Below are 23,049 nucleotides of genomic sequence, written 5' to 3' on the forward strand. Positions count from 1 at the left end.
GGAACGACGCGCGGTCAGCGCGGCGCCGCGAAGACCTGCGTCCAGTACGGTCCGTTGCTGTTGGCGATGCCGACGCCGATCTGGGTGAACGCGCAGTTGAGGATGTTGGCCCGGTGGCCGGAGCTGTTCATCCAGGCGTCCATCACCGCGGCCGGGTTCTGCTGGTTCCAGGCCACGTTCTCGCCGTACGTGCGCCAGGCGTAGCCGACCCGGTCCAGCCGCGTGCCGGCGTTGCTGCCGTCGCTGCCGGTGTGTGACATGTTCTGGTGGTCGGCCTGGTCCTGGCTGTGCCGCTGGGCGGCCGTCATCAGCTTGGTGTCGATGCTCAGCGCCTTGCAGCCGGCCTTGGCCCGCTCGGCGTTGACCAGGTCCACCACCTCGCGGGCCTGGGCGCTGACGGTGCCGCCGGTGCCGTTGGTACCGGTGGAGCTGCCGGTGTTGCTCGGCGCGCTGCTGCGCTGGACGCTGCGGCGCGACGCGGCGGTGCTCCGCGACGACGCCGGCGTGGGCTTGACGACCCTGCTCGGCGACGGGCTCGGAGAGGCCGTGCTGGGAATGGCGGACGGGGAGGGCGCGGCGAGGGTGTCCAGTGCCGGCTCCTCGGTCGGCGGCGCCGAGGTGGCGAAGGTGTCGTCGACGGCCGTCGGTTGCGCGGCCCCGTCGTCACCGCCGGGCAGGGTGAGCGCGCCGACGCCGAAGCTCACCACGAGGGTGGCGGCCGCGGCGGCGCCTCCGATCATGAGCGGCCGGCGCCAGCGGCGTGGGGAGCGGTGCCGTCCCTCGCCGGGTCGTCCGGTCTCGGCGGTGCCGTGCCAGCCGTCGGTGGTCTGCGGGTCGGTGTCGGTGTGCCAACCGCTGGGCGTCTCGGTGTGCCAGCCGCCGGTGGTGTCCTGGGTCGGGCGGCTGTCGCCCCAATCGCCGGTCTCGCCTTCCGGCTGGTGGGCCGGCCCGGCGACGGTGTGGGCGTCGGCCGGCTCGGCGGGGGTCGCCGGGCTCGACTGCCAGCCACCGGTGGGCTGTTCGCGGTGCCACTCGTCGCCCGGTTGACCGGGTTCGTCGCCGAAGAGGTAGGCCGAGCGGGGCTCCGGGCGGTCGTGCAGCCAGGCCGGCTCGTCGGTCGGTCCCTCGGCGCGCCGGGGGGCGCCGTTCGGGTCCATCGGATCGGTCCAGCCGTACACGCCTATGCCTCCAGGGGTCGGTTGCGGGCCGGGCTGACGCTACGGCGCGCCTACGACCTGCGGCAACGTGGCTAAGAAAGAGTTAAGGGGAAGTCGGACGCCAGGGTGCGGACTTCCGCGGATCCGGGCGTACAGTAAAGGCGTCCGGACAGAGAGTGTCCGTGCCTTGCGGCAGCCCCCCCGACAAGTGGACAGGTCGACGTGGAGATGATCTACGGCCTGCGAGAACTTGACGAAGGAGGGGTTTGCGGCTCAATATATAGGTGTCGCCAGTCGCGCCCGGTCATGCCCAGATACAGCCTGGAATGACAGCCGCGTATGAATTGGGCGCGCGTTGGCCGGCCTTTCCGGCAGCGCATATCAAGGAGTCAGCATGGCGAAGGCCCTCTACGGCCACGTAGGTGCAGCGCCCGACCGGCGTCTGCTCGACGAGGTCACCCGACTGCGTTCCAGGGTTCAGGCACTGGAGTTCGAGATCACGCGTCTGCGTGCCGACAATGATCGGCTCGCGGCGGCTGCGGCGGAGGCGGACGATCTGCTCCGTCTGGCCGAGCCGGCGCTGACCTGATCTCCAGGTCGTAAAAACTGAATCGCACCATCGCAAAAATGCGCGCCGACACCTCTGTGCCGGCGCGCAACACTGTCCGGCACCTTTTCGACGGCGAACGATTCATGATCTTGCGATGGGTCGCCCGGGAAGCACTCCTCGCAGTTCCCGAAAAGCGCCTCGACGGATAAGCCGATCATGAAAGGCGTTTGTCTTTCTCGCGGCTGACGGAACAACAGCGCGCCCACTGTCGACGCGACGTGGGGCGGGTCGCATGCCGGCCCGCTCCCACCGCCGGGTTAGTCTGCGAGTTCACCCAGGTCCCCACAGCCGGCGACGGTACGGCGGCCACCGGACGAGGATCGAGTAGGTGTATCTCAAGAGCCTGACGGTGAAGGGGTTCAAGTCCTTCGCCTCCGCCACGACGTTGAAGCTGGAGCCCGGGATCACCTGTGTGGTGGGCCCGAACGGCTCGGGCAAGTCCAACGTCGTCGACGCCATCGCCTGGGTCCTCGGCGAGCAGGGCGCCAAGGCCCTGCGTGGCGGCAAGATGGAGGACGTCATCTTCGCCGGCACCGCCGGCCGGGCGCCGCTGGGTCGCGCCGAGGTCACCCTCACCATCGACAACACCGACGGCGCGCTGCCGATCGAGTACACCGAGGTCTCCATCACCCGCCGGATGTTCCGCTCCGGCGAGAGCGAGTACGAGATCAACGGCAACTCCTGCCGGTTGCTCGACATCCAGGAGCTGCTCTCCGACTCCGGCATCGGCCGGGAGATGCACATCATCGTCGGGCAGGGCCGCCTCGACGGCATGCTGCACGCCAAGCCGGAGGACCGCCGGGCGTTCATCGAGGAGGCGGCCGGCGTCCTCAAGCACCGCAAGCGCAAGGAAAAGGCGCTGCGCAAGCTCGACGCGATGCAGACCAACCTCAACCGCCTCACCGACCTCACGGCCGAGCTGCGTCGTCAGCTCAAGCCGCTGGGCCGGCAGGCCGAGGTGGCCCGGCGCGCCGCCGCCATCCAGGCCAACCTGCGTGACGCCCGGTTGCGCCTGCTCGCCGACGACCTGGCCACGCTGCGAACCACACTGGACCGGGAGATCGCCGACGAGACCGCGCTGCGCGAGCGGCGCGAGCAGATCGAGGGTGAGCACGCCGAGGTGCAGGGCCGGCTCGGTGAGCTGGAGGCCGCCCTGGCGGTGGACGCTCCGCTGCTGGCCGCCGCCCAGGACACCTGGTACAAGCTCTCCGCCCTGCAGGAACGCTTCCGCTCGATCGAGCAGTTGGCCCGGGAGCGGCTGCGGCACCTCAGCGCCACCGGCGACGACGAGCGGCCCGGCCGCGACCCGGACCAGCTGGAGGCCGAGGCGGAGCGCGTCCGCGAGCAGGAGGAGGAGCTGCGCGGCGCGCTCACCGACGACCAGATCCGCCTGGCCGAGGCGGTCGAGCACCGTCAGGAGCTGGAGCGGCAGCTGGCCGCCGCCGAGCGCGAGCTGGTCGCCGCGGCCAAGGCCATCGCCGACCGGCGGGAGGGGATGGCCCGGCTCACCGGCCAGGTCAACTCCGCCCGGGCCCGGACCACCAGCGCCGGTGAGGAGATCGAACGCCTCGCCATCGCGCACGCCGACGCGCTGGGCCGCGCCGAGCAGGCGCAGGCCGACCTGGATGCGGTGGCCGCCCAGTCCACCGAGGCCGACCGGGACAACGCCGACCTGGACGCCCGGCACGCCGAGGCGGTCGCCGTACAGGAGCGGGCGCAGGCCACCGTACGGTCGCTGTCCGACGCCGAGCGGGCAGCGGAGAAGGACGCCGCCACCTGGAAGGCCCGGGAGGAGGCACTGGCTCTCGGGCTGCGGCGCAAGGACGGCGCCGGGGCGCTGCTCGCCCGCGCCGGCGACGTGCCCGGCCTGCTCGGCAGCCTCGCCGGGCTGCTCACCGTCGCGCCGGGCCACGAGGCCGCGCTGGCCGCCGCGCTCGGCGGTCTCGCCGACGCGGTCGCCGTCAGCGGGGTGGACGAGGCCGTCGAGTCGATGCGCCTGCTCAAGATCTCCGACGCCGGTCGGGCCGGCCTGCTGGTCGGCAGCCCGGCGGGGCCCGGTATGACCGGCTCCGCGGACGCGCTGCGCCCGAAGCTGCCGGACGACGCCCGGTGGGCGCCCGACCTGGTGGAGTGCAGCGCCGAGCTGCGTCCGGCGGTGCACCGGGCCCTGCGGGACGTGGCGCTCGTCGACGATCTCGCCGCCGCCGCCGAGTTGGTCGCCAGCAACCCCGAGCTGCGGGCGGTCACCCCGGACGGTGACGTGGTCGGGGCGTACGCGGCGGCCGGCGGGTCGGCCAAGGCCCCCAGCTACATCGAGGTGCAGGCCGCCGTCGAGGAGGCCCGCGCCAACCGCCTCACCGCCGAACGCGCTGGCCTGGAGCTGCGTGACCAGTTGGTCGAGGCGCGCGCCGAGGTGGCCGCCGCCAAGGAGGCCGTGCAGCACGCCGCCGCCGAGAAGCGCGAGGCGGAGAGCCACCGCAACGCCGCCGCTCGCCGGCTGGCCGAGTTGGGCGCGGCGGCCCGGTCCGCGAAGGCGGAGACCGATCGGCTCGGCGACTCCCGCTCCCGGGCCGAGGCGGCCCGGCAACGGGACCTCACCGCGCTCGCCGAGCTGGAGGAGCGGCTACGGCTGGCCGAGGAGACCCCGGTCGACGCCGAGCCGTCCACCGAGGAACGGGACCAACTGGCGGCCATGGTGCCGCAGGCCCGGCAGAACGAGATGGAGGTCCGGCTCGCCGTGCGTACCGCCGAGGAGCGGGTCTCCTCGATCGCCGGCCGGGCCGACTCACTCGCCCGGCAGGCCACCGCGGAGCGGGCCGCCCGGGAACGCGCGGCGGCCCGGCGGGCCGCCCGCGCCCGGGGGGCGGGCATCGCGCGGTCCGTCGCCGGTGGCGCCCGGGAGGCGTTGACCCGGCTGACCACCTCGATCGCGGCCGCCGAGGAGCACCGCGACGCGGTCGCCCTGGAGCGCGCCGCGCGGGAGGCAGAGCTCCAGGAGGTACGCGGAGCAGCCAAGCGGCTCGGCGCGGAGCTGGAGCGGCTGACCAGCCAGGTGCACCGCGACGAGGTGGCCCGGGCCGAGCAGCGGCTGCGCATCGAGCAGTTGGAGGCGAAGGCCGCCGAGGACTTCGGGCTGGACGTGGAGACGCTGGTCGCCGAGTACGGCCCCACCCAGCCCGTTCCGCCGACCCAGGTGGACGTCGCGGCGGCCGAACGGGACGGTCTGCCGGTGCCCGAGCCGGTGCGCTACGAGCGGCCGGTGCAGGAGAAGCGGGCCGCGAAGGCGGAACGCGAACTCGCCCTGCTCGGCAAGGTCAACCCGCTCGCGCTGGAGGAGTTCGCCGCCCTGGAGGAGCGTTTCAAGTTCCTCTCCGAGCAGTTGGAGGATCTCAAGGCCACCCGGCGTGACCTGCTCACCGTGGTCAAGGATGTGGACGAGCGAATCCTGGAGGTCTTCGCCAGCGCCTTCGAGGACACCGCCCGGGAGTTCGAGCAGGTGTTCACCGTGCTCTTCCCCGGCGGCGAGGGCCGGCTGATCCTCACCGAGCCGGATGACCTGCTCACCACCGGCGTCGAGGTGGAGGCGCGCCCGCCGGGCAAGAAGATCAAGCGGCTGTCGCTGCTCTCCGGTGGTGAGCGGTCGCTGACCGCGGTGGCCATGCTGGTGGCGATCTTCCGCGCCCGACCCAGCCCGTTCTACATCATGGACGAGGTGGAGGCGGCCCTGGACGACGTCAACCTGGGCCGGCTGATCCTGTTGCTGGCACAGTTGCGGGAGAAGAGTCAGCTGATCGTCATCACGCACCAGAAGCGGACGATGGAGATCGCGGACGCGCTCTACGGCGTGACCATGCGCAGCGGGGTCACTCAGGTGATCAGCCAACGGCTCAACCGGGCCGACGAGGACGACCAGCGGCACGGCCGCGGCGAGGAGAACGGGTAGTGGCTCGGGAACGCGCGACGGCGCTCCTGCTGGATCTGGACGGCGTGCTGCGCCGGTTCGACCCGGCGGTCGCCGCCGAGGTGGAGCGGGAGTACGGCCTCGCCGACGGGGTTCTCCTCGAGATCGCGATGCAGTGGGGCCGGCTCCAGCCGGTGCTCACCGGCCGGCTCAGCCACGCCGAGTGGGTGAGCAGCGTGGCCGACGCGCTCGCCGAGCCGGCCGGTGGCCCGGACCGGGCCCGCGCGGCGGTGGAGCAGTGGCAGCGCTACCGGGGTGAGGTGGACACCGAGGTGCTCGACTTCGTCCGCGAGGTACGTGCCGCCGGGATCAGGGTCGGCCTGGCCACCAACGCCACCGACCTGCTCGACGCCGACCTGACCGCGCTCGGCCTGGTCGGCGAGCTGGACGTGGTGGTCAACTCTTCCACGCTCGGGGTGCACAAGCCCGCCCCGGAATACTTCCAGGTCGCCTGCCAGGCGCTGGCCACCCCGCCGGCCCGGGTGCTCTTCGTCGACGACGAGGACTGGGCCGTACGGGGTGCCCGGTCCGCCGGGCTGTCGGCGCACCGCTGGGGCGGCCACGCCGACCTGCGCTACCTGCGGGCGGCCCTGGACTACTGAGCGCCTGTCACTCGCCGGTGACGCCGTCGATGCGTTCCCGGATCAGGTCGGCGTGACCGTTGTGCCGGGCGTACTCCTCGATCATGTGGACGTACACCCAGCGGAGGTTGAAGGTGCGCTTCTTCGCGCTGACCTCGGTGAACGTCTCGTCGAGCGAGTGACCCGCGGCAGCCTCGCGGGCCAGCGCCACCTCGCGGTGGAAGGTGGCGAAGTCGGCCTCGGCGTCGGCCGCGCTGACGTCGTGGTCGGCGTCCGGCGTCTCCGGGGTGAAGTACGGGTAGTCGACCCGCTGGCCGGCGAAGTTCTCCCGGAACCACCAGGCCTCGACCTCGGCCAGGTGCCGGACCAGGCCGAGCAGCGTCAGCCCGGAGGGTTCCACGCTCGGCGTCCGCAACTGCTCCTCGGTCAGGCCGGCGCACTTGAGCAGCAGTGTCTGTCGGTGGTAGTCGAGCCAGCCGTCGAGCATGGTGCGCTCGTCGCCGACGTACGGTTCGGGGGTCCGGGTGATCTCCGGTGCGGTCCAGGTCATGCCGCGCATCCTGCCCGGCACCTCGGACACACCGCGACGGGTTATCAGGGCACCACGACGACGGGCCAGCGGCCGGCGCGGACCAGCCGGGTGGCGACCGAGCCGACCAGCCGGTGTCCGGCCTGCTCGGAGGCGCCGACCACCACCATGTCGGCCTGGAACTCGTCGGCCGCCGCGCGCAGCTCGCCGTACGCGTCGCCGCGCCGCACCAGCAGGGTCACCGGAATGCCCCACTGCTCGGCGCCGCGCCGACACTCCTGGCGCAGCTCGTCGGCCAACTCGTCGTGGGTGCGCTGGACCGCGCCGGCGTCCATGCCGGGCACCAGGGCGGTCAGCCCGCTCGGCGAGCTGACGAAGACCACCACCAGGGCGGCGCCCTGCCGACGGGCCAGGCCCGCGGCGTAGGAGCCGGCCCGCTCGGAGGTGCGGGTGCCGTCGACGCCCACCATGATCACCCGAGGCCCGTCCGTGCCGCGCTCGAAGGGCAGCGGTCGGGTCCGTGGGCCGTACTCCTCGCGGTCCGGTGCTCCCACGCCCATGGCTCTACCTCACCTCTGCTCGCCGGTACGGATCACGGGTGCGCCAGCCCCGGCGGCGAGTGTCGATTCCCGCTCGACCTCGTCGGAAACCGGGTTGCCGTTGTGCTGGCGCAGCGGCACCTCCTTGATGAAGGCCACCGCGATCAGCGCGATCAGGGCGAACGGGGCGGCGGCCAGGAAGATGTCACCTGCGCCGTGGCCGTACGCGCTCTCCACCACGGCCCGCAGCGGGCCGGGCAGGGTGTGCACGTCGGGCAGGGTGCCACCGCTGCCGGAGCTGGACGCCGGGATGCCGAGTTGGGCCAGCCCGTCGGCGGTGTAGTCCTTGACCTTGTGGGCGAGCACCGCGCCGAGGGCGGAGACGCCGATCGCGCCACCCAGGCTGCGGAAGAACGCCACCACCGAACTGGCCGCGCCGAGTTCGTGCGGTCCGACGGTGTTCTGCACGGCGAGGACCAGGTTCTGCATGGTCATGCCCAGGCCGACGCCGATCACCAGCATGTAGACGCTGAGCAGGGTGAAGCTGGTGTCGGCGCGGAGGGTGCCCATCAGCGCGAAGCCGACGGTGAGCAGCGCCGAACCGATCACCAGGTACCGCTTCCAGCGGCCGGTCTTGCTGATGACCCGCCCGATGACCGTGGAGGCGACCAACAGGCCGAGGATCATCGGCAGGGTCATCAGACCGGACATGGTCGGGCTCTGGCCGCGGCTGATCTGGAAGTACTGGCCCAGGAAGATCGACGCGCCGAACATGCCCACACCGACCGCGATGCTGGCGACGACGGCGAGGGTGATGGTGCGGTTGCGGAACAGCCGCGGCGGGATCATCGGCTCGGCGGCCCGGGTCTCGACCCGGATCGCCAGCGCGCCGAGGACCAGGGCGCCGACGACCATGGCGGCGGTCTGCCAGGAGGCCCAGGCGAACTGATCGCCAGCGAGCGAGACCCAGATCAGCAGCAGCGAGACGGCCGCGGTGATCAGGGTGGCGCCCCACCAGTCGATCTCGGCCTTCCGCTTGACCACCGGCAGGTGCAGGGTCTTCTGGAGCACGATCAGCGCGAGGATGGCGAACGGCACGCCGACGTAGAAGCACCAGCGCCAGCCGAGCCAGGAGGTGTCGACGATCACGCCACCGATCAGCGGGCCGCCGATGGTGCCGACCGCCATCACGGCGCCGAGGTAGCCGCTGTAGCGGCCGCGTTCGCGGGGCGCGATCATCGTGGCCATGATCACCTGAGCCAGGGCGGTGAGGCCGCCGGCACCGACGCCCTGGAGCACCCGGCAGGCGATCAGCTCACCGGTGCCCTGGGCGAGGCCGGCGAGCACCGAGCCCAGCACGTAGATCCCCAGGGCCAGCTGGACCAGGGTCTTCTTGCTGGTCAGGTCGGCCATCTTGCCCCAGATGGGGGTGGTCGCGGTGGTCGCGAGCAGGGCCGACGTCACCACCCAGGTGTACGCGGACTGGCCGCCGTGCAGTTCGGTGATGATCCGCGGCAGCGCGTTCGAGATGACCGTGGAGGAGAGGATCGCGACGAACAGACCCAGCAGCAGGCCGGAGAGTGCTTCCAGGATCTGCCGGTGGGTCATGGTCACGGCGGTCGCCTGGGGAGGCGCTGTCGCCTGGCTCATCGTTTGTTGCCTCCGAGCGGAGTCGAGGTGGAACGGCGGGGCTGGTACGCACGGGCCGCCTGTGAATTGCCTGAGGCAACCGTATGCCTTGGTTGCCTGAAGCAACAACTTGTGGGGCCGGCACCCTATTCCCCCGCGTCAGGCGCTACTGCCAGGAGTCGTTGAACCGGCCGAGCAGCCGGGCGAACTCCTCGACGTCCCGCTCCGGCCAGCCGTCCAGGGCGCGCAGGAACTCGCCCAACCGGGCCGAGCGGGCGACGTCGAACCGGCGCTGCCCCTCCTCGGTGAGGCTGATCTGCGCGGCCCGCCGGTCACTCGGATCGGGGTCGCGGTGAACCAGACCGAGGACCTCCAACGCGTTGATCTGCCGGCTCAGCGTCCCCTTGCCCACGCCCAGCCGCGCCGCCAACTCGGTCAACCGGATCGACCCGCTACGGCGCAACCAGAGCAGCAACCCGTAGGTGTTCGGCTCCAGGTTCGGGTGCACCTCCCGGGCGATCTCCCAGGAAACCGCCCGGCCACGGCGCAGCAGAGCGGTCAACTCGTGCTCGACCGCCCGGATCGGCTCCGGCAGGTGCTCGTCCACGGCGTAGAGACTACGGCGCTGCCGGCTCGCCACTGGCGGAGAGTCGACGCCGCATCACCGGGCGTAGGTGCCCGTCCTTCGTGGTGCCCTCGATGACCACGTCGGCCCCGCGCCCCTGATGGGTCAGGGTGGCCACCGCGTTGCCGAAGTACGGGCCGGCCAGCTTGCGCCAGCGCAGACCCGGTCGGCGTACGCCCGCCGAACGGGCCAGCGCCCGGGTGGCCCCGGCCGGACCGGGCGACCAGCCCAGCCGCATCAGCGGACGGATGCCCGCCGGCACCTGGTTGTGGATCGGCGAACAGGTGAGCTGGTGCACCGGGGTGACCACCGCAGGGTCGGCGAACCGGGCCCGCGCCACGTACGAGTGGTGCACGTCACCGGAGAGCACGCTGATCGACGCCGGTGGGGCGTACGCCGGGCCGGCCCCGATCCGGGCGCCGGACTGCCGCGGCGTGCCGGTGCCGATCCGGGCGAACGTTTCGGCGAGCGCCTCGAAGGACCGCCGGAACGCCGCCCAGTGCTCCAGGTCCAGGGCGCGGCGCAGCTTCTCCGCCCCGCGCGCCACCCACGGCCGGCGCGAGTCCGCCAGTTTCTCGTTCCACGCCTCGATGTGGTGGATGCCCTGCGGCAGCAGCCAGGGCAGCGAGGCGCCCACCACCAGGTGGTCGTAGACCCCGTGCGCCTGGTCGAGGAACCAGGCCCACTCGCCGGGGGGCAGCATCGCCCGGCTGTTGGGTTCGAGCACCCGGCTGCACCGGTTGTCCAGCATGACCAGCCGGGTCCGGCCCAGGTCCAGTGCGTAACTCCACTGATACTGCACCGCGCGCCAGCGCTCGGTGTCGTGCGCGAGGTCGGACTCCTGGTCGACCCGGTGGCCGAACTCGCGCAGCACGCCCGTGGCGTCCTCGGCGGCGGCGACCTTCGCGAAGACCGGATCGGCGACGATCTCGTCGGGGGAGAGGTTGCCCAGGTGCTGGTAGACCCAGTACGAGGCGAGCCCACTGCCGATCCGCTCCTGCCACCACGGCTGCTCGCGCACCTCGGCTCGCCACGCCGCCGAGGTGTTCCAGTCGTCGATGATCTCGTGGTCGTCGAAGATCATCACGCTCGGCACGGTGGAGAGCAGCCAGCGGATCTCCGGATCACGCCAGGACTCCAGGTAGAGCTTGGTGTACTCGTCGAAGCTCACCACCTGGTCGGCCGGAGCGCCCTTCGGCCGCCGCCGCCGTCGACGCAGCAGCCGGCGCACGGTCGGCGAGGTGACGTCGGCGTACACCTGGTCACCGAGCAGCACCAGCAGGTCGGGCAGCGGGTGCGACTCCGGGTCGGCCATCAACCGCCGGGCGTACGCGTCCAGAGCGTCCGGTGGCAGCTTGCGGGTGGTGGCGTGCTGGGTGGTCTCCCGGCACGAGCCGAAGATCAGATTGACCGGCTGGTCCCGATCGTCCGCGGCCCGGGTGCGGATCACGCTCGGCGGGAACCCGCTGCTCGGCACCGGCCAGACGATCTCGTCGTCGACCAGCACCTCGTAGGTGGTCTCGCTGTCCGGGGCAAGCCCCTCCACCACGACGAGGGCGTAGTGGTGGTCGTACGCCGAGAAGGTGGGTGCGGTGCCGGTGGCGCCGCTGGCGGTGCGGACGGTGACCACGGCGGGCGCCGCCGTCTCTACCCAGATCGTCGCCCGAGTGTCCACCACTCGCCGCAGAAGTGGGCCGATGAGGAGGTGTGCGGCGGACATGCGGCCGAGCCTACCGCCGGTTAGCTGGCGCCGGCCGGGTGCGGTGCTGAGACCCCGGGCACCGCTCGGGGTGCGGTGGCTGAGGCTCCGAGCACCGCTCGGGGTGCGGTGGCTGAGGCCCCGGGCACCGCTCGGGGTGCGGTGGCTGGGACGCCGCCGCCCGCATCTGACAGGATTCCGGCATGGCCGAATATCTCGTCCTCGCTCTGGTCCTGCTCGGTGTGCTGATCGCCGGCACAGTCGGGCTGGTCGTGCCGCGGTTGCGGCGGCGGCCCGAGCCCCCGCTGCCGCGCACCGAGGTCGACACCAGGGCCGAGGAGGATCTCGCCGGGCCACCGGTCGAGGCACCGGAGTCCGATCTGTCCACCGGCGTCCTGGTCGAGCCGCCGCCGGTGCTCGCACCGCAGGTCGAGGTCCCCGAGCCGACCGCCGGGCGGCTGGTCCGGCTCCGCTCGCGGCTGTCCCGTTCACAGAGCGTGTTCGGCAAGGGCCTGCTCGGCCTGCTCGCCCGTGACCACCTCGACGAGGACGTCTGGGAGGAGATCGAGGACAGCCTCATCACCGCCGACGTCGGCGTCGACGCCACCCGCGACATCGTCGACCGGCTCCGCGAGCGCACCCGGGTGCTCGGCACCCGCTCGGCCTCCGAGCTGCGGGCGCTGCTCGCCGCCGAGCTGGTCAACGCGCTCGACCCGAGCCTGGACCGCTCGTTGCGGACCGCGCCCAAGGACGGCGTGCCGGCGGTGGTCCTGGTCGTCGGCGTCAACGGCGCCGGCAAGACCACCACCTGCGGCAAGATCGCCCGGGTGCTGGTGGCCGACGGTCGCAGCGTGCTGCTCGGGGCGGCGGACACCTTCCGGGCTGCCGCCGCCGACCAACTGGAGACCTGGGGCTCGCGCGTCGGCGCGGAGACCGTCCGGGGGCCCGAGGCCGCCGACCCGGCCAGCGTCGCCTTCGACGCCGTCAAGCGCGGCATCGACACCGGCGTGGACACCGTGCTCATCGACACCGCCGGCCGCCTGCAGAACAAGGTCGGCCTGATGGACGAGCTGGGCAAGGTCAAGCGCGTGGTGGAGAAGCAGGGCCCGATCGACGAGACACTGCTCATCCTGGACGCCACCACCGGGCAGAACGGCCTGGAGCAGGCCCGGGTCTTCACCGACGTGGTCAACGTGACAGGTGTGGTGCTGACCAAGCTCGACGGCACCGCGAAGGGCGGCATCGTGATCGCCGTGCAGCGCAAGCTCGGCATCCCCGTGAAGCTGGTCGGCCTCGGCGAAGGCAAGGACGACCTGGCCCCGTTCGACCCGGCGCAGTTCGTCGACGCGTTGCTGGGGACCGAGGCCACCGGCCGGGACGCGTAGTCTCGGGTGACCACTGACGATCGCGCGTACGCGGGCTGGCGTGACCCCGGCCATCCGTCGCAGCGCCTCGGGAGACCGTACGTGACTTCGCAGGAGATCCCGCTGCACGGCGGCAACGTGAGCACCGTTGTCCGCGTGGGTGACACGGTCCGGCGCAACGCCGGGCCGTGGACCCCGTCCGTGCACGCGCTACTGCGCCACCTGGAGTACGTGGGGTTCACCGGCGCCCCCCGGGCCCTCGGGATGGACGAGCGCAACCGTGAGGTGCTGTCGTACCTGGAGGGGGAGTGCGGAGAGTATCCGCTCGCCCCGCACTGGGTGACCGACGAGGCCCTGGTCACCGTCGCCACCATGCTGCGGATGTTCCACGACGCCCAGTACGGCTTCACGCCTCCGCAGTCGGCGGTCTGGCGCTCGTTCGGGCCCCCACCACCGGACACCGAGGTGATCTGCCACCACGACGCCGCGCCGCACAACGTGATCTGGCGTCCGGACGGCACCCTCGGGCTGATCGACTTCGACCTCGCCTCGCCCGGAGCGCGGATCTACGACGTGGCGTACGCGGCCTGGACCTGGGTGCCGATCTTCGCGGACCGCGACTCGATCACGCTGGGCTGGAAGCACCCGGACCGGCCCCGCCGCCTCCGGCTCTTCGCCGACGCGTACGGGCTGATCCCCCGGGACCGGCACCGGCTGATCCGGACCATCCGGAAACGGATCGTGGACCACGTCGAGGGGATCCGCCGGATGGCCGCCGCCGGTGAGCCGGCGTTCGTCCGGATCGTGCACAAGGGCCACCTGCGCCGGCCGATGCGCGATCTGCGGCTGCTCGACTACGAGCGGCACGCCCTGGAGAACGCCCTCCGCTGAGCGCGGGTCGGTCGATACTCGGCCGGGCCCGGAACCCGCACCGGCCGATGCTCGGCCGGGCCCGGCACGCGCACCGGTCGATGCCGCTGACCGGTCGGCCATCGACGTTCGCCGTCCGGTCGATCCACAATCGTCCATGCTGCTGACTGTGCGGAGTTCGTGACACGTCCGAAACAACCCGTCACGAAACGGAAACCCGCACGGGACCCAAAGTGAAACAGCCGGCCGCGAAGCTTCCGCGCAACCGGCCTACGGGCGACGCTGCCCCGGAAAGCCGCGAAGGAGGACTTCACCTTTAGGAGGCCAGCGTGCCTGAAGCACCGACGATCGACGGCGCCAATACCACGTGGCTGCTGGTTTCGACCGCGCTCGTGCTGCTCATGACCCCCGGACTGGCGCTGTTCTACGGCGGCCTCAACCGGGCCAAGGGCGTACTCAACATGATGATGATGAGCTTCTCGGCTATCGGGCTCATCTCTATTCTGTGGTGGTTCTACGGATTCAGCGTCGCCTTCGGGGCCGACGTGAACGGCTTCTGGGGCGACCCGGGCGCGTACCTCGGCACCAAGACCTTCCTCGCCGAGACCGACCTGTGGGGTGCCACGGCGGAGAACCCCAGCGGCATCGGGGTCCCGCTCTACGTGTTCATGGCCTTCCAGATGGTCTTCGCGGTGATCACCGTCGCGCTGATCAGTGGTGCCATCGCCGACCGGGCCAAGTTCGCCGGCTGGCTGCTGTTCGCCTTCGGCTGGGCCACCCTGGTCTACTTCCCGGTCGCCCACTGGGTGTGGGGCGGCGGCATCATCGGCGGTGACATCCACGCACTGGACTTCGCGGGTGGCACCGCGGTGCACATCAACGCCGGTGCGGCGGCCCTGGCCGTGGCCCTGGTCCTCGGTAAGCGGCTCGGTTGGCCGCGCGAGGGCATGAAGCCGCACAACATTCCGCTGGTCGCGCTCGGTGCGGGTCTGCTGTGGTTCGGCTGGTTCGGGTTCAACGCCGGCTCGGAGCTGACCGTCGACTCGGTCGCCGGCCTCGCCTTCATCAACACCCAGCTCGCCACGGCGGCGGCGGTGCTCGGCTGGATCGCTGTCGAGTGGGTCAAGACCCGCAAGCCGACGATGGTCGGTGCCTCGTCCGGCGCCGTCGCCGGTCTGGTCGCCATCACCCCGGCCTGTGGCTTCATCGCGCCGTGGGCGTCCGTCCTGCTCGGCATCGTCGCCGGCGCGGTGTGCGCGCTCGCCGTCAGCCTCAAGTACAAGCTCGGCTACGACGACTCGCTCGACGTGGTCGGCGTGCACTTCGTCGGTGGTTGGATCGGCTCGCTCTGGCTGGGCCTCTTCGCCACCAACTCGGTCAACGCCGCGATCACCGACGTGGTGGGTGCCTCCGACGGCCTCTTCTACGGCGGCGGCGCGACCCAGCTCGGGCGGCAGGCCCTCGCCGGCCTGATCGTCACCGTCTGGTCGTTCGGCATCGCCTGGGTGCTCGCCTTCGTCATCGAGAAGACGATCGGCTTCCGCGTCAAGGGCGAGGCGGAGGTCGAGGGCATCGACATCGCCGAGCACGCCGAGAGCAGCTACGACCTGTCCCCGGCCGGCGGCGGCACGGGCAGCGCGTTCGCGATGGCCGGCATCGGCACCCCCGGTGGCGGCACGGCGAGCGGTGCCAAGCCGGAGGCGGAGCCCGCCGAGCCGGTAAGCGAAAAGGTCGCCGGTTAACGTTCCTGGGATGGAGGGGTTGGACATGAAGCTGGTGACCGCAGTCATCAAGCCGTACCAGCTGGACGCGGTGAAGGAGGCCCTGCACGCCCTCGGGGTGGCCGGGCTGACCGTCAGCGAGGTTCAGGGGTACGGGCGGCAGAAGGGGCACACCGAGGTCTACCGGGGTGCCGAGTACACGGTCGAGTTCCTGCCCAAGATCCGGGTCGAGGTGCTCACCGACGAGATCGACGTGGACAAGGTGGTGGACGCCATCGTCGGCGCTGCCCGCACGGGCAAGATCGGTGACGGCAAGGTCTGGGTCACCGGTGTCGAAGAGGTCGTCCGGGTACGTACCGGCGAACGCGGCCTAGACGCACTCTGACCGCGACCACGACTGACATGACCTCGTTGATCAAGAAGAACGCGTCAGGAAACGCCGACGACGGCGACGCGAACCTCTTGATCAACGAGGTCGTCGGCGTTCCCGGGGGGATCGGAGAGGCAGCTCGGCGGGGGCGGGCTGCCGCTTACGACTCGTTCTTGCGGGGGTTGCTGCCGGCGCGGGACGGGGTGGCGCTGCTGGCCGTCGGGGGGTTGGGTCGGCGGCAGTGCGCCCCGTACGGCGACCTCGACCTGGTGCTGGTGCACGCCGGGGTGCCCGGCACGGACGAGTTGGCCGCCTCGGTCTGGTACCCGATCTGGGACGCGGGCCTGCGGCTCGACCACTCCGTACGCACCGTCGCCGAGGCGCTCTCGGTGGCCCAGGACGACGTCAAGGTCGCCCTCGGGCTGCTCGACGCCCGGTTGATCGTGGGGGACCAGGCGCTGGCCGACGCGCTGATCCGCACCGCCGCCGACCACTGGCGGCGTACCGCCGTCCGGCACCTGCCCGGCCTGCGGGAGGTCACCGAAGCCCGCTGGCAGGCCCACGGTGAGCTGGCGTTCCTGCTGGAGGGTGACCTCAAGGAGGCCGCCGGTGGTCTGCGCGACGTGGGGCTGCTGCGGGCGATCTCCGCCGCTGGCATCACCGATGCGCTGCGTCCCGCCGTACGCGCCGCCCACCTGCGCCTTCTGGACACCCGCGATGCCCTGCACCAGCAGGTCGGCCGACGGGTCGACCGGCTGGTCGCCCAGGAGCGCGACGGGGTGGCCACCCTGCTCGGCCTGCGGCAACTTCAGCCCGGCGCGTCTGATGCCGCGCGGCGGCCTGGAGCCGTCGTGGAAGACGGCGACGCGCTGCTGCGCCGGGTCGCCGGTGACGCCCGCACGGTCAGCCACGCCCTGGACGACGCCTTCCGGGCCGCCGACCGGCTGCGCTCCGGTCGCTCCCGGGGCGGGAACGGCCGCCCGGCCCGCCGCCCGGTCGCACGCGACGTGGTCGAACACGACGGCGAGCTGGTACTCGCCCGTACGGCGATCGGGGCACGCCCCGACCCGAGCCTCTCGCTGCGGGTGGCCGCCGCGTCGGCCACGACCCGAATCCCCATCGCGCGGGCCACCTGCGAGTGGCTGGCGGCCTACTGCCCGCCACTGCCGGCCCCCTGGCCGGCCGAGGCCCGGGCCGCGCTGATCACCCTGCTCGGCGCCGGTGCCGGCCTGGTGCCGGCCTGGGAGACCTGTGACCGGTACGGGCTGGTCGACGGTTGGCTGCCCGAGTGGACCCGGCTGCGCAGCCTGCCCCAGCACAACCCGGTGCACCGCTTCACCCTCGACCGGCACCTCGTGCAGACCGCGCACGAGGCCAGCCGGCACGCCCGCGAGGTGGAGCGCCCCGACCTGCTGCTCCTCGGCGCTCTCCTGCACGACATCGGCAAGGGCCTCCCCGGTGACCACAGCACCGTCGGTGTGCCGGTTGCCCAGGCGGTGGCCACCAGGGTCGGTCTGCCCGCCCCGGAGGTCGAGCTGATCGGCAAGCTGGTCCGGCTGCACCTGCTGCTGCCCGACGTGGCCACCCGCCGGGACCTGTCCGACCCGGTCACCATCGCCTCGGTGGCCGAGGCGGTCGGTGACACCGGCACCCTGGATGTGCTGCACGCGTTGGTCCGCGCCGACGCGGCGGCGACCGGGCCGGCGGCCTGGTCCGACTGGAAGGGCCGGCTCGTCGCCGAGCTGGTCGCCCGGGTTCGCACCGCGCTGGACACCGGCGTACTCCCCGAGCCACCCGCCCCGGACCCGGAGCTGCTGGCCGGGCCACTGCCGGTCGTCCACCTGACCGGCGACCGGGTGTCGGTCGCGGCGGCCGACCGGCGTGGCCTGCTCGCCACGGTGGCCGGCTGCCTGGCGCTGCACCGGCTGGAGGTGATCTCCGCGGACGCCTCCGCCGTCGACGGGCGGGCCCTGGTCGAGTGCCGGGTGCAGCCGCGCTACGGCCTTCCACCGGACCCGGTCCCCCTCCGCGCCGACCTGCGTCGGGCCGTCGCCGGTGACGTGTCGGTCACCCAACGGCTGCGCGGCCGTGCGCTCGCCAGCCGTGGCGGCGGCGCGGCTCCACGAGTGGTCTGGCACCGCGAGGCGGCCACCGACGCCGTACTGCTGGAACTGCGCGCCGCCGACGCCGCCGGGTTGCTCTACCGGGTCGCCTGTGCGCTCGACGAGGCAGGTGCCCTGGTCCGCGCGGCCCGCATCTCCACCCTCGGCGCCGACGTGGTCGACGCCTTCTATCTGGTCGGCGGTTGGCCGGACGACGCCACCCGGGCCCGCCTGGAGGCCGCGGTCCTCGCCGCCGTCTAATCCCCCCGCCCCGCCCCGCCCCGCCCCGCCCCCGCCCCCGCCCTCCCGCGTCGATCTTGCACTTACTGTCCCCGCTTACCGCGCAAAAGCCGCATAGTGGCGACACAAAGTGCAAGATCGCGAGGGCGAGGGCGAGGGCGAGGGCGAGGGCGAGGGCGAGGGCGAGGGCGAGGGCGAGGGCGAGGGCGAGGGCGAGGGCGGGGTGGGGGTGGGGTGGGGTGGGGGTACGTCCGGGGGCGTAGGGGAGGGGCCGCTCGTGGACGCACGTCGAGCGGCGTCGACGCGGGCAGAATGACGGCCATGCGACGAGGCGGGCAGTGGCGGTGGCCGGAGGTGGCGGCGGATGCCGCGCTCGCCCTGGTGCTGCTCGGGTTCGGGCTGCTCGCCACCGGTCTGGCCGGGGACAACCAGCCGGGGTCGAGGCCGGTGGACGCCGCCTGTCGGGTGCTGATCGCCATCGCCGCGCTGGCCCTGCTGGTCCGGCGGCGTGCTCCGGTGACCACCCTCGCCGTGGTCACCGTGGCCACCTCGACGTACCTGCTGATCGGCTACCCGTACGGGCCGATCCTTGTCACGTTCCTGGTCGCGGTGTACACCGTGGCGGTGCGACTGCCGGTGCGCCCGGCGGTGCTCGCCACCGGTGGCGCGTTCGTCCTGTTGTTGGCGCACGTCTTCTTCGGCCGGGGTCCGGCGCCGGGTTGGACCGGAGTGCTGCCCGCGTCGGCCTGGGTGGTCGTACCGTTCGCGGTGGGGGTGGTGGTACGGGTGAGTCGTGAGGCGACCGCGCGTACCCGTGCCGAAGAGGCCCGGGGCCGTGCCGAACAGGCACGGCGGCAGGCCGACGAGGAGCGGCTGCGCATCGCGCAGGAGGTGCATGACGTGGTGGGGCACGGGCTCGCCGCGATCAGCATGCAGGCGGAGATCGCCCTGCACCTGCTGCCGAAGCGGCCGGAGCAGGCGGAGGTGGCCCTGACCGCGATCAGCCGGACCAGCCGCGAGGCGCTGGACGAGCTGCGGGTCACCCTGGGCGCGGTGCGGCGGGGCGCCGAGCGCGACCCGGTACCCGGCCTGGCCCGGCTCCCCGCGCTGCGCGACCGGCTCGCCGGGGCGGGGCTCGCGGTCGAGGTGCGCGTGGTCGGTGAACCCCGGGAGCTGCCGGCCGCGGTGGACCTGGCCGCGTACCGGGTGGTGCAGGAGGCGTTGACGAACGTACTGCGGCACGCGGGGGTGGCGAGCGCGGAGGTGACAGTGGACTACCGCGCCGACGAGGTGACCGTCGAGGTCACCGACCGGGGGACGGGACCGGGCCGCGCCGGGACGGCTGTCGCCGACGACGAGGGCGGTCACGGTCTGGCCGGGATGCGGGAGCGGGTCGCGGCGCTGGGCGGGCGGTTGACCACCGGGCCGCGCGCCGGGGGCGGGTTCCGGGTGTACGCCGGGCTGCCCGTGGAGCCGACGACGTGATCCGGGTGCTGATCGCCGACGACCAGGACCTGGTCCGGCTCGGGCTGCGCGCGCTGGTGGAGAGCGAGGACGACCTGGCACTGGCCGGCGAGGCGTCCGACGGGCTGCGGGCGGTCGAGCTGGCCCGTCGAGAACGGCCGGACGTGGTGCTGATGGACATCCGGATGCCCGGTATCGACGGCATCGAGGCGACCCGCCGTATCGTCGCCGACCCCGACCTGACCGGTACGCGGGTGGTGGTGCTCACCACCTTCGAGCTGGACGAGTACGTCTTCGACGCGCTGCGGCACGGTGCGAGTGGGTTCCTCACCAAGGACACCAGACCGGCCGAGCTGCTGCGCGCCATCCGGCTCGTCGCCGAGGGGGAGGCGCTGCTGTCGCCGTCGGTGACCCGCCGGGTGGTGCGGGAGTTCGCCACCCGGCCGTCCCGGGTGCTTCGCCCGCACCCCCGACTGGACACGCTCACCGATCGGGAGCGTCAGGTCGTCGGCCTGGTCGGTGAGGGCCTGAACAACGAGGAGATCGCCGCACAGCTCGTGGTCAGCCCGGCGACCGCGCGGACCCACGTCAGCCGGGCGATGGGCAAGCTGGGAGCCCGGGATCGGGCCCAGCTCGTCGTGTTCGCGTACCAGTCGGGGTTGGTGTCGGGGTGAGGCCCGGGCCGGGCGACAGCGGCCCTGCGGTCGGGCGGTTACCCTAGCGGTGGCCGGACTCCGCAGTGCCGGCCGCGTTGTGCCCGCCGGAACACTGACAAACGGGATGTTCGCGTGTTTGACACCTTGAGTGACCGCCTGTCCGGGATCTTCACCAAGCTCCGCGGCAAGGGGCGGCTCACCGACGCCGACATCGACGCCACCGCGCGCGAGATCCGCCTCGCGCTGCTGGAGGCGGACGTCGCGCTGCCGGTGGTCAAGGGCTTCATCGCGGCCGTCAAGGAGCGCGCGCGCAGCTCCGAGGTCTCGCAGGCGCTGAACCCGGCCCAGCAGATCATCAAGATCGTCAACGAAGAGCTGATCACCGTGCTCGGCGGCGAGGGGCGGCGGCTCCAGTTCGCCAAGCAGCCGCCAACGGTGATCATGCTGGCCGGCCTCCAGGGTTCCGGTAAGACGACCCTCGCCGGCAAGCTGGCCCGCTGGCTCAAGGGCCAGGGGCACCAGCCGCTGCTCGTCGCCGCCGACCTCCAGCGCCCCAACGCCGTCGGGCAGCTCCAGGTGCTCGGTGGCCGGGCTGGTGTCGAGGTGTACGCCCCGGAGCCCGGCAACGGCACCGGCGACCCGGTGCAGGTGGCCCGCGCGTCGATCGAGCACGCGAAGCGCGCCGCCCGCGACATCGTCATCGTCGACACCGCCGGCCGGCTCGGCATCGACGCCGAGATGATGCAGCAGGCCGCCGACATCCGCGACGCCGTCTCGCCGGACGAGGTCATCTTCGTCATCGACGCGATGGTCGGTCAGGACGCCGTCCGCACCGCCGAGGCGTTCCGTGACGGCGTCGGCATCACCGGTGTGGTGCTCTCCAAGCTCGACGGCGACGCCCGTGGTGGTGCCGCGCTGTCGGTCCGCGAGGTCACCGGGCAGCCGATCCTGTTCGCCTCCACCGGTGAGAAGCTGGAGGACTTCGACGTCTTCCACCCCGACCGGATGGCCAGCCGGATCCTCGGCATGGGCGACGTCCTCACTCTGATCGAGCAGGCCGAGCAGGCCTTCGACTCCGATCAGAAGGAGAAGATGACCGCCAAGCTGATGGGCGGTGAGCAGTTCACCCTGGACGACTTCCTCGACCAGCTCATCGCGGTGCGGCGGATGGGCCCGATCGCCAACGTGCTGGCCATGATGCCCGGCATGGGGCAGATGAAGGACCAGCTCGCCGACCTGGACGACAGTCACTTCGACCGGGTCACCGCCATCATCCGGTCGATGACCCCGGGCGAGCGGACCAACCCGAAGATCATCAACGGATCCCGCCGGGCGCGCATCGCCAACGGCTCCGGGGTCACCGTGATGGACGTCAACCAACTGCTCAACCGCTTCGCCGACGCGCAGAAGATGATGAAGCAGATGGGCGGCATGATGGGCCTGCCCGGCGGTGGCCGCCGCAAGGCGACCAAGTCGCCGAAGAACAAGCGCAAGGGCACCAAGGGCGGCGGTCGTCCGCGTACCGGAGCCGGCGCCGGGATGCCCGCCGGCTTCCCGGGTGGCATGCCGCAGCTTCCGCCGGGGATGGACCCGAACGACCTCGCTGGCGGCCAGGGCCTGCCGCCCGGCTTCAAGCTCCCGAAGATCGACTTCAACAAGCTCGGCAAGGGCGGCGACAACCGCCCCCGCTGACCTCCGTGCCGGTCGGGGGCGGCCTGCTCGCCCCCGACGGGAAGTGATCGGGTAGGACTGTGCGCATGGCTCTTCATGTGCGCGGCGTGCTGCTCCCCGACGACGAGGTACGCGATCTCTGGCTGGTCGGCGACCGGGTGACCTTCACCCCGGTGCCCGGTGCGGAGACCGTCGTCGACGGCGGTTTCGTGCTGCCGGGCCTGGTCGACGCGCACTGCCACATCGGCATCGCCCGAGGTGGCGCCCCGATCACCTCGCTCGACCAGGCCCGCGAACTGGCCCACACCGACCGGGACGCCGGGGTGCTGGCGATCCGCGACGCCGGCTCGCCGTACCCGTACCCCGAACTCGACGACGAGCCGGGCCTACCGCGACTGGCCCGCGCGGGCCAGCATGTCGCCCCACCGAAGCGCTACCTGCGCGACATCGGCGTGGAGGTCGACGCGACCGAGGTGGCCGCCACGGTGGCCGCGCAGGCGCGGGCCGGCAACGGCTGGGTCAAGCTGGTCGGCGACTGGATCGACCGGGGCGTCGGTGACCTGGCGCCGGCCTGGGACGCGGACACCCTCACCGCCGCCGTGCGGGCGGCCCACGACGCCGGGGTACGCGCCGCGGTGCACACGTTCTCCGAATCAGCCGTCGAGATCATGGTGCGGGCCGGCGTCGACTCGGTGGAGCACGGCACCGGGCTGCGCCTCGACCTGATCGACGAGATGGCCCGCCAGGGCACCGCGCTGGTCCCCACAATGATCAACATCGCCACCTTCGGCGGCATCGCCGAACAGGCGCGAGACAAGTTCCCCGGGTACGCCGAGCACATGCTCGCGCTGCGCGACGGCTTCCCCGAGGTGGTGCGCGCCGCGCACGAGGCCGGGGTGCCGATCTACGTGGGCACCGACGCCGGCGGCGGCATCGACCACGGGCTGGCCGCCGAGGAGATGCTGCTGCTGCACGAACGGGCCGGCATGGCACCCACCGACGTACTCGCCGCCGCCTCCTGGGGCGCCCGCGAATGGCTCGGCTTCCCCGGCCTGGTCGAAGGCGGTCTCGCCGACCTGACCGTCTACCCCGAAGACCCCCGTAGCGACCTGCGCGTCGTTCGCGCCCCGTCCCGCACGATCCTCCGCGGCCGCGTCATCCGCTGACCCCGCACGAGCGCCGCGCCGCCCCGGGCCGTGCCGGGCCGTTCCGGGCCGCGTCGTGCCGTGCCGTGCCGCGCCGTGCCGCCCCGGCCGTGCCG

General features: G+C 72.4%; 18 protein-coding genes. 12 read left to right on the plus strand and 6 right to left on the minus strand.

Features of this window, described 5'->3' with window-relative positions; all coding sequences use genetic code 11:
* Positions 1–14 precede the first annotated feature (14 nt).
* A complete protein-coding gene (locus ACFYL6_RS06045) occupies positions 15–1,178 on the minus strand; it encodes a CAP domain-containing protein (RefSeq protein WP_387168088.1) in 1,164 nt (387 codons plus the stop codon).
* A 373-nt stretch (positions 1,179–1,551) separates the two neighbouring features.
* Here ACFYL6_RS06045 and ACFYL6_RS06050 point away from each other — a divergent pair, with 373 nt between their 5' ends.
* From ACFYL6_RS06050 to ACFYL6_RS06060, 3 genes are all read left to right on the plus strand, one after another.
* A complete protein-coding gene (locus tag ACFYL6_RS06050) occupies positions 1,552–1,746 on the plus strand; it encodes a hypothetical protein (protein ID WP_030487463.1) in 195 nt (64 codons plus the stop codon).
* A 349-nt stretch (positions 1,747–2,095) separates the two neighbouring features.
* Positions 2,096–5,710, plus strand: a complete 3,615-nt coding sequence (smc, locus tag ACFYL6_RS06055; RefSeq protein WP_387168091.1) for a chromosome segregation protein SMC — start codon at positions 2,096–2,098, stop codon at positions 5,708–5,710.
* On the plus strand, positions 5,710–6,330 hold the full coding sequence (locus ACFYL6_RS06060; protein WP_387168094.1) for an HAD family hydrolase: 621 nt from the start codon (positions 5,710–5,712) through the stop codon (positions 6,328–6,330). Before smc ends, ACFYL6_RS06060 begins: the two co-directional genes overlap by 1 nt.
* 7 nt (positions 6,331–6,337) lie before the next feature.
* Here the strand turns inward: ACFYL6_RS06060 and ACFYL6_RS06065 are convergent, their stop codons facing one another.
* From ACFYL6_RS06065 to ACFYL6_RS06085, 5 genes are all read right to left on the minus strand, one after another.
* On the minus strand, positions 6,338–6,859 hold the full coding sequence (locus ACFYL6_RS06065) for a DinB family protein (protein WP_387168097.1): 522 nt from the start codon (positions 6,857–6,859) through the stop codon (positions 6,338–6,340).
* 44 nt (positions 6,860–6,903) lie between these two features.
* On the minus strand, positions 6,904–7,398 hold the full coding sequence (locus ACFYL6_RS06070; protein WP_387168100.1) for a universal stress protein: 495 nt from the start codon (positions 7,396–7,398) through the stop codon (positions 6,904–6,906).
* A 9-nt stretch (positions 7,399–7,407) separates the two neighbouring features.
* Positions 7,408–9,027, minus strand: a complete 1,620-nt coding sequence (locus tag ACFYL6_RS06075; protein ID WP_387168103.1) for an MDR family MFS transporter — start codon at positions 9,025–9,027, stop codon at positions 7,408–7,410.
* Between the two features lie 145 nt (positions 9,028–9,172).
* Positions 9,173–9,613 carry a MarR family transcriptional regulator gene (locus ACFYL6_RS06080; RefSeq protein WP_354971450.1) on the minus strand — a complete coding sequence of 147 codons (441 nt, stop codon included), beginning with the start codon at positions 9,611–9,613 and terminating at the stop codon, positions 9,173–9,175.
* A 10-nt stretch (positions 9,614–9,623) separates the two neighbouring features.
* Positions 9,624–11,351, minus strand: coding sequence for an alkaline phosphatase D family protein (locus tag ACFYL6_RS06085; protein WP_387168106.1), 1,728 nt, complete (start codon positions 11,349–11,351; stop codon positions 9,624–9,626).
* Positions 11,352–11,533: 182 nt separating this feature from the next.
* Between ACFYL6_RS06085 and ftsY the strand changes: the two genes are divergently transcribed.
* From ftsY to ACFYL6_RS06130, 9 genes are all read left to right on the plus strand, one after another.
* Positions 11,534–12,715 carry a signal recognition particle-docking protein FtsY gene (gene ftsY, locus ACFYL6_RS06090; RefSeq protein WP_387168109.1) on the plus strand — a complete coding sequence of 394 codons (1,182 nt, stop codon included), beginning with the start codon at positions 11,534–11,536 and terminating at the stop codon, positions 12,713–12,715.
* 6 nt (positions 12,716–12,721) lie between these two features.
* Positions 12,722–13,585, plus strand: coding sequence for an aminoglycoside phosphotransferase family protein (locus tag ACFYL6_RS06095; RefSeq protein WP_196921516.1), 864 nt, complete (start codon positions 12,722–12,724; stop codon positions 13,583–13,585).
* 308 nt (positions 13,586–13,893) lie between these two features.
* Complete coding sequence (locus ACFYL6_RS06100; RefSeq protein ID WP_387168112.1) at positions 13,894–15,306, plus strand: ammonium transporter; 1,413 nt, start codon at positions 13,894–13,896, stop codon at positions 15,304–15,306.
* A 25-nt stretch (positions 15,307–15,331) separates the two neighbouring features.
* Positions 15,332–15,670 carry a P-II family nitrogen regulator gene (locus tag ACFYL6_RS06105; protein WP_172862163.1) on the plus strand — a complete coding sequence of 113 codons (339 nt, stop codon included), beginning with the start codon at positions 15,332–15,334 and terminating at the stop codon, positions 15,668–15,670.
* Positions 15,671–15,687: 17 nt separating this feature from the next.
* Positions 15,688–18,018, plus strand: coding sequence for a [protein-PII] uridylyltransferase (locus ACFYL6_RS06110; protein ID WP_387168114.1), 2,331 nt, complete (start codon positions 15,688–15,690; stop codon positions 18,016–18,018).
* 300 nt (positions 18,019–18,318) lie between these two features.
* Positions 18,319–19,482, plus strand: coding sequence for a sensor histidine kinase (locus ACFYL6_RS06115; RefSeq protein ID WP_387168117.1), 1,164 nt, complete (start codon positions 18,319–18,321; stop codon positions 19,480–19,482).
* The gene (locus ACFYL6_RS06120) at positions 19,479–20,135 is read left to right on the plus strand and encodes a response regulator transcription factor (protein ID WP_124776265.1); all 657 of its coding nucleotides are present in this window, start codon (positions 19,479–19,481) and stop codon (positions 20,133–20,135) included. The genes ACFYL6_RS06115 and ACFYL6_RS06120 overlap by 4 nt, the downstream gene beginning before the upstream one ends.
* A gap of 114 nt (positions 20,136–20,249) precedes the next feature.
* On the plus strand, positions 20,250–21,809 hold the full coding sequence (ffh, locus tag ACFYL6_RS06125; RefSeq protein WP_328650570.1) for a signal recognition particle protein: 1,560 nt from the start codon (positions 20,250–20,252) through the stop codon (positions 21,807–21,809).
* A 65-nt stretch (positions 21,810–21,874) separates the two neighbouring features.
* Complete coding sequence (locus tag ACFYL6_RS06130; RefSeq protein WP_387168120.1) at positions 21,875–22,954, plus strand: amidohydrolase family protein; 1,080 nt, start codon at positions 21,875–21,877, stop codon at positions 22,952–22,954.
* The last annotated feature ends 95 nt before the right edge of the window (positions 22,955–23,049 follow it).

Origin of the sequence: Micromonospora sp. NPDC007208 (assembly GCF_042869175.1) — a bacterium.
GTDB lineage: Bacteria > Actinomycetota > Actinomycetes > Mycobacteriales > Micromonosporaceae > Micromonospora > Micromonospora foliorum.

Excerpts from the sequence above, each read along its gene's own strand:
- ACFYL6_RS06085 (WP_387168106.1), bottom strand. The coding sequence starts at position 11,351 with ATGTCCGCCGCACACCTCCTCATCGGCCCACTTCTGCGGCGAGTGGTG.
- ACFYL6_RS06110 (WP_387168114.1), top strand. The coding sequence starts at position 15,688 with ATGACCTCGTTGATCAAGAAGAACGCGTCAGGAAACGCCGACGACGGC.
- ftsY (WP_387168109.1), top strand. The coding sequence starts at position 11,534 with ATGGCCGAATATCTCGTCCTCGCTCTGGTCCTGCTCGGTGTGCTGATC.
- ACFYL6_RS06115 (WP_387168117.1), top strand. The coding sequence starts at position 18,319 with ATGCGACGAGGCGGGCAGTGGCGGTGGCCGGAGGTGGCGGCGGATGCC.
- ACFYL6_RS06065 (WP_387168097.1), bottom strand. The coding sequence starts at position 6,859 with ATGACCTGGACCGCACCGGAGATCACCCGGACCCCCGAACCGTACGTC.
- ACFYL6_RS06105 (WP_172862163.1), top strand. The coding sequence starts at position 15,332 with ATGAAGCTGGTGACCGCAGTCATCAAGCCGTACCAGCTGGACGCGGTG.
- ACFYL6_RS06050 (WP_030487463.1), top strand. The coding sequence starts at position 1,552 with ATGGCGAAGGCCCTCTACGGCCACGTAGGTGCAGCGCCCGACCGGCGT.
- ACFYL6_RS06130 (WP_387168120.1), top strand. The coding sequence starts at position 21,875 with ATGGCTCTTCATGTGCGCGGCGTGCTGCTCCCCGACGACGAGGTACGC.
- ACFYL6_RS06070 (WP_387168100.1), bottom strand. The coding sequence starts at position 7,398 with ATGGGCGTGGGAGCACCGGACCGCGAGGAGTACGGCCCACGGACCCGA.
- ACFYL6_RS06075 (WP_387168103.1), bottom strand. The coding sequence starts at position 9,027 with ATGAGCCAGGCGACAGCGCCTCCCCAGGCGACCGCCGTGACCATGACC.